The 6145-nt window shown below is 74.6% G+C and carries 7 protein-coding genes and 1 riboswitch; of the genes, 4 read left to right on the forward strand and 3 right to left on the reverse strand.

The annotated features are described in order from the left end of the window. The 3 genes from K6I34_RS29420 to K6I34_RS29430 form a co-directional block, all read right to left on the reverse strand. On the reverse strand, positions 1-439 hold a 439-nt coding region (locus K6I34_RS29420; RefSeq protein ID WP_229330498.1), incomplete at its 3' end, for a thiamine phosphate synthase. Positions 440-635: 196 nt separating this feature from the next. Further along, positions 636-1001, reverse strand: a complete 366-nt coding sequence (locus K6I34_RS29425; protein WP_229330500.1) for an Rv2175c family DNA-binding protein — start codon at positions 999-1001, stop codon at positions 636-638. A gap of 115 nt (positions 1002-1116) precedes the next feature. Then, a complete protein-coding gene (locus tag K6I34_RS29430; RefSeq protein ID WP_374231052.1) occupies positions 1117-2352 on the reverse strand; it encodes an NAD(P)/FAD-dependent oxidoreductase in 1236 nt (411 codons plus the stop codon). Between the two features lie 184 nt (positions 2353-2536). Continuing rightward, positions 2537-2649: riboswitch (TPP riboswitch) on the forward strand. Here K6I34_RS29430 and thiO point away from each other — a divergent pair. From thiO to K6I34_RS29450, 4 genes are all read left to right on the forward strand, one after another. Beyond that, positions 2647-3843: a glycine oxidase ThiO gene (gene thiO / locus K6I34_RS29435; protein ID WP_229330502.1), complete on the forward strand. Its 1197-nt coding sequence runs from the start codon at positions 2647-2649 to the stop codon at positions 3841-3843. Its footprint overlaps the riboswitch before it by 3 nt. Beyond that, on the forward strand, positions 3840-4079 hold the full coding sequence (gene thiS / locus K6I34_RS29440; RefSeq protein ID WP_229330504.1) for a sulfur carrier protein ThiS: 240 nt from the start codon (positions 3840-3842) through the stop codon (positions 4077-4079). The genes thiO and thiS overlap by 4 nt, the downstream gene beginning before the upstream one ends. 5 nt (positions 4080-4084) lie before the next feature. After that, on the forward strand, positions 4085-4888 hold the full coding sequence (locus K6I34_RS29445; RefSeq protein ID WP_229330506.1) for a thiazole synthase: 804 nt from the start codon (positions 4085-4087) through the stop codon (positions 4886-4888). 246 nt (positions 4889-5134) lie between these two features. Next, positions 5135-6145, forward strand: a 1011-nt coding sequence (locus K6I34_RS29450; protein WP_229330509.1) for a protein kinase, incomplete at its 3' end; no start/stop codon positions are given.

Genomic DNA, 6145 nt, shown 5'->3' on the forward strand with positions numbered 1-6145 from the left:
GTCCGGGCTTGGTGGGGGTGGGCCAGCAGGGGCCGGTGCAGAAGTAGTCCACGCCGGGCTCGGCCAGCGCGGCGTCCACCTCGGCCTCGGCGTGGGTCGAACGGCCGATCAGCACATCGGCGCCCAGGACGGCGCGCGCGGCGGGCACCGGCAGATCGCCCTGGCCCAGGTGCAGCACCTGGGAGCGGGCCGCGTGCGCGACGTCCGCCCGGTCGTTGACCGCGAGGAGCCTGCCGTGACGGCGGGCCGCGTCGGCGAGGACGGCGAGGTGTTCGAGCTCCTCCCCCGCCTCCATGCCCTTGTCGCGCAGCTGCACGATGTCGACGCCGTTGGCGAGGACCGCGTCCAGGAATTCCGGCAGGTCGCCCTGGCGCTTGCGGGCGTCTGTGCACAGGTAGAGCCGGGCGTCGGCGAGGCGCTCGCGTGTGGTGACGGACATCGGGTGTTCCCCCCGTGGTGATACGGCGTGCGCCGGCACTCCGTGCCGGCGCACGCCGGTTGGTGCGGTTCTGTGTGCTTGTTCGGGTGCGGGCCGTGGGGCGACTGCGCCTACCGGGGTGCCACATGCGCTTGGCGCGCGACTGACGGTCGTCCGTGGCTGGTCGCGCAGTTCCCCGCGCCCCTTACAGGGCTTCTCAGACGGCCAGCGCCTGGGCTCGGCGCTTCACCTCCGTGCCGCGATTCTCACGCAGCGCCCGCGCCGGGGTGCCCGGCAGAGTGTCGTCCGCGGTGAACAGCCACTCCAGCATCTCCTCGTCGGTGAAGCCGTCGTCCTTGAGGAGGGTGAGGGTCCCGACGAGGCCCTTGACGACCTTGCCGTCCTGGATGAAATCGGCCGGCACGTGCAGTGCCTTGTTCTCGCCGCGGCGCACCGCGATCAGCTGGCCCTCCTTGACCAGCTGTCGTACACGCGTCACCTCGACGCCGAGCTCTTCGGCGATGTCGGGGAGGGTGAGCCAGGCGGGGACGAGTCCATCGATGTTTGCGTCAATCTCGGTCACAGGACAAGCCTGCCATCCGGGACCGACAGCCGGTAGCCGGGTTGGGCCGACCCGGCGTCAAGGGTCCGCCGAGACGGCCGTACGGCGGTCCACCGGAGCACCGTACGGCGTGCCGTCAGACAGCCGCCGCCTTCAGCTGCACCGACGCGTCGGCGGCCTTCGCCGGGTCGACGGCCGTGCCGCGTTCGATGAGCTTGCGCCCCTGTGCGAGGTCGCGCGGCCGCCCGACGGCCAGCACCGCCACGAGGACGCCGTCGCGCACCCAGCACACCGTCCAGGCCGCGCCCGTGGGGTCGCCCCGCCAGATGAGCTCGTCGTTCTCGCCGTGGTGGCCCGCGTACTGCACGAACCGGCCGAACTGCTCGGACCAGAAGTACGGCACCGGATCGTAGACCGGGCCCTCCGCGGTGCCGTGCACGATGTTCCCGGCGACGGTGCGCGGCCCCTGGAAGGCGTTGTCCCAGTGGTGCACCAGGAGCCGTTCGCCGTAGCGGGCGGACGGGAAGGACGCGCAGTCGCCGACCGCGTAGACGTCGGGCAGCGAGGTGCGCAGCCGATCGTCGGTGAGCACGGAGCGGTCGGCCGCGAGCGCGATGCCGGAGTCCGTGAGCCAGCCGGTCGCGGGCCGGGCGCCGATGCCGACGACGACGGCGTCCGCGGGCAGCCGGGTGCCGTCGTCCAGCAGCACCGCGCCCTCCTCCACGGCGGCCACCCGGGCACCGGTGAGCAGCCGGGCGCCGCTGTCGGCGTACCAGGCGGCCATGTGGCCCGCGACCTCGGCGGGCAGGGCGCCCGCGAGGGGCCGGTCCGCGGCCTCGACGACCGTGACGCGGCAGCCCGCCTCGCGGGCGGCGGTCGCGACCTCGGCACCGATCCAGCCCGCGCCGACGAGCACCACGTCGTGCTGCCCGGCCAGCACCGGACGCAGCCGTTCCGCGTCGTCCAGGGTGCGCAGCAGGTGCACGCCGGGCACGCCCGCGCTGCCGGGCAGCTCGACGGGGTCCGCGCCGGTGGCGACGACCAGCACGTCGTACGGGACGGGGCCCGTGGAGGTCTCCAGCACGTGCTCGTCGGCGCGCAGCCGGGTGGCCTCGCACCCGAGTCGCAGGTCTATGCCGAGGGAGGCGAAGTCCACCTCGAACGCGGAGCCCTCCGCCTTGCCGAGGAGCACGGCCTTGGAGAGCGGTGGCCTGTCGTACGGCTGGTGGGGCTCGGCGCCCAGGAGGGTGATGGTGCCGGTCCAGCCCTGTTCGCGCAGGGCCACGGCGGTCTGCACACCGGCCATGCCCGCGCCGACGATGACGGCGTGCCGGTCACCCGTGGTCTGCGGTTCGTTCCGCTGCTCGCTCACCCGATCAACTGTAGGGCGGTGGCAGGTCCGGACCGGAGCACCGCGGAGGGAGACCTCTGACACAGAGTCATGTGTCGGCACCGCGTTCGGCACGCCCCGGCGTCGCGCGCCCCTCGGCGTGGCGCCCGGCCGCCTCCCGCCGGGCTTCCGGACCGTTCGCGGCGCGTACTAGGGTGGCAAGCTGTAAAGCACTCGCGGGAGCCCGGACGCACCGGGCTGAGAGGGAGGCTGGCCGGCCTCCGACCGTACGAACCTGATCCGGGTCATGCCGGCGAAGGGAGGGGCTGGACGCCCATGCACGCGTCTTCCAGTACATCCAGCAGTACATCCAGCACATCGGGCTCGTACGACGTCCTCGTGATCGGCGGCGGGGTCGTCGGCCTGGCCACGGCGTGGCGCGCGGCGCAGCGCGGCCTGCGCACCGTGGTCGCGGACCCGGCCCCGGGCAGCGGCGCCTCGCAGGTGGCGGCCGGGATGCTGGCCGCGGCGGCCGAGCTGTACTACGGCGAGCAGCGGCTGCTGGCGCTCAACCTGGCGTCCGCGCGACGCTATCCGGAGTTCACGGCGGAGCTGGAGGAGGCGAGCGGCCAGGACACCGGCTACCGCGCGTGCGGCACCCTCGCCGTGGCCCTCGACTCCGACGACCGGGCCCACCTGCGGGAGCTGCACACCCTTCAGGTGGAGTGCGGGCTGGACGCCCAGTGGCTGTCGGGGCGCGAGTGCCGTCGGCTGGAGCCGATGCTCGCGCCGGGCGTGCGCGGCGGCGTACGGGTGGACGGCGACCACCAGACCGATCCGCGACGGCTCGTCGCGGCCCTGCTCACCGCCTGCGAGCGGGCGGGCGTCGCCTTCCGCCGGGCGGCGGCGGTACGGCTGCTGACCGCGCACGACCGGGCCACCGGCGCCGAGCTCTCCGACGGCACCCGCGTCTCCGCCTGGCGGACGGTCCTCGCGGCGGGCAGCCGCAGCGGCTCCCTCGCGGGGGTGCCCGAGCACGTGCTGCCGCCGGTGCGCCCGGTGAAGGGCCAGATCCTGCGGCTGCGGGTGCCCGGCGCGTACGCGCCGTTCCTCTCCCGGACGGTACGGGCGGTGGTGCGCGGCGGCCATGTGTACCTGGTGCCGCGCGAGAACGGCGAGCTCGTCGTCGGCGCGACCACGGAGGAGCTCGGCTGGGACACCACCGTCACGGCGGGCGGCGTCTACGAGCTGCTGCGCGACGCGCACGAGCTGGTGCCCGGCATCACCGAGCTGCCGCTGGTGGAGACCCGTGCCGGGCTGCGCCCCGGCTCCCCCGACAACGCTCCCCTGCTGGGCCCCACGGCCCTTCCCGGCCTGCTCGCCGCCACCGGTCACTACCGCAACGGCGTGCTGCTCGCCCCGCTGACGGGCGACGTGATGGCCGAGGCGCTGGCCACCGGGCGGCTGCCCGAGGAGGCCCGCCCCTTCTCCCCCCTCCGCTTTTCGAACGCGCTCCAGGAGCTGACCGTATGAACCCCACCGACCCCACCGACAGTCCCGAGGCCCACATCGGCATCAGCGTCAACGGCGAGCACCGGGCGGTGCCGAGGGGGCTGACCCTGGACGGTCTGGTGTCCGGCCTGACCACCGCGCACAGCGGGGTCGCGGCCGCCGTCAACGAGTCCGTCGTCCCGCGCGGCCAGTGGCCCGCGACGACGCTCGGCGAGGGCGACCGCGTCGAGGTCCTCACCGCGGTGCAGGGAGGCTGACCCCGATGGCGGACGACCTGCTCACCATCGCGGACACCACCTTCACCTCCCGGCTGATCATGGGCACGGGCGGCGCGCCGAGCCTGGACGCGCTGGAGCGCGCGCTGCTCGCCTCCGGCACCGAGCTGACCACCGTCGCGATGCGGCGGCTGGAGCCGAACGTACGGGGCTCGGTGCTGTCGCTGCTGCGGAAGCACGACATCCGCGTCCTGCCGAACACGGCGGGCTGCTTCACCGCGGGCGAGGCGGTGCTCACCGCCCGGCTGGCCCGGGAGGCGCTGGGCACGGACTGGGTCAAGCTGGAGGTCATCGCCGACGAGCGCACGCTCCTGCCGGACCCGGTGGAACTGCTGGACGCGGCGGAGATCCTGGTGGACGACGGCTTCACCGTGCTGCCCTACACCAACGACGACCCCGTGCTCGCGCGGCGGCTGGAGGACGTGGGCTGCGCCGCGATCATGCCGCTGGGGTCGCCGATCGGCTCCGGGCTCGGCATCCGCAATCCGCACAACTTCCAGCTGATCACCGAGCGGGCCGGGGTACCGGTGATCCTGGACGCGGGCGCCGGCACCGCGTCGGACGCGGCCGTCGCGATGGAGCTGGGGTGCTCGGCGGTGATGCTCGCCTCGGCGGTGACGCGGGCGCAGGAGCCGGTGCTCATGGCGGAGGCGATGCGGCATGCGGTGGAGGCGGGGCGGCTGGCGTTCCGCGCCGGCCGCATCCCGCGACGGCACTTCGCTCTGGCTTCGTCCCCCGTCGACGGCTTGCCCCACTTCGACCCGGAACGTCCGGCTTTCGCTGCCGAGTAGGCGCCTGTTGGGGTGCCTCTTGCCCTGGCAGGCGGCTGCGGGCCGGTGGGGGCGAGCCGCGCAGTTCCCCGCGCCCCTGACGGGGCGCCCCGTCAGGGGCGCGGGGAACTGCGCGACCGGCCACGACGCACCCGCAGCCGCGGACCGGGCTCACGAGGCACCCCAGTGGGCGCGGGGGCCCGGGGGCGGAGCCCCCGGATACTCCGCCTGGGAGGGTTCCCCCGTCCGGCCTCATAGACTCGTGGCGTGGATACGACGCTAGGTGACCCGCTCGTCGGGCAGGTGCTGGACGGGCGCTACCGGATCGAGGCCCGGATCGCCGTCGGCGGCATGGCCACGGTCTACCGCGCCCTGGACATCCGTCTCGACCGGGTCCTGGCGCTGAAGGTCATGCACCCCTCCCTCGCCGCCGACGGGGCCTTCGTGGACCGTTTCATCCGCGAGGCCAAGTCCGTGGCCCGGCTCGACCACCCGAATGTGGTGGGCGTCTTCGACCAGGGCACGGACGGCACGTACGTCTACCTGGCGATGGAGTACGTGGCCGGGTGCACGCTGCGCGACGTGCTGCGCGAGCGCGGCGCCCTGCAGCCGCGGGCGGCCCTCGACATCGCGGAGCCGATGCTGGCGGCGCTCGGCGCGGCGCACCTGGCGGGCCTCGTCCACCGGGACATGAAGCCCGAGAACGTGCTGATCGGCGACGACGGCCGGGTGAAGGTGGCCGACTTCGGGCTCGTCCGGGCCGTGGACACCACGACCACGGCGTCCACGGGCTCGGTCCTGGGCACGGTGTCGTACCTGGCGCCCGAGCAGATGGAGCACGGCACGGCCGACACCCGCGTGGACGTCTACGCCTGCGGTGTCGTCCTCTACGAGATGCTCACGGGCGCCAAGCCGCATGCCGGGAGCACGCCCGCGCAGGTCCTCTACCAGCACCTCCACGAGGACGTGCCCCCGCCGTCGGCGGCGGTGCCGGGGCTCGCGCCGCGGCTGGACGAGCTCGTGGCCGCGGCCACCGCCCGCGACCCGCAGGGCCGCCCCGCCGACGCGGTGGGCCTGCTGGCCCTGGTCCGCGCGGCCCGCGAGGCGCTGTCCGACGAGCAGCTCGACGCCGTGCCGCCGCAGGCGCGGACACCGGAGCAGGGCGGCACGCCCGCCGGTTCCGAGGACCGCACGAGCGTGCTCCCCCGGCCCCGTACGGCACGGCCCCTGCCGCCGTCCGAGGAGGAGGAGCGGCTCAACCGGACGACGCGCCTGGAG

The organism is Streptomyces sp. UNOC14_S4, assembly GCF_020740835.1.
Lineage (GTDB): Bacteria > Actinomycetota > Actinomycetes > Streptomycetales > Streptomycetaceae > Streptomyces.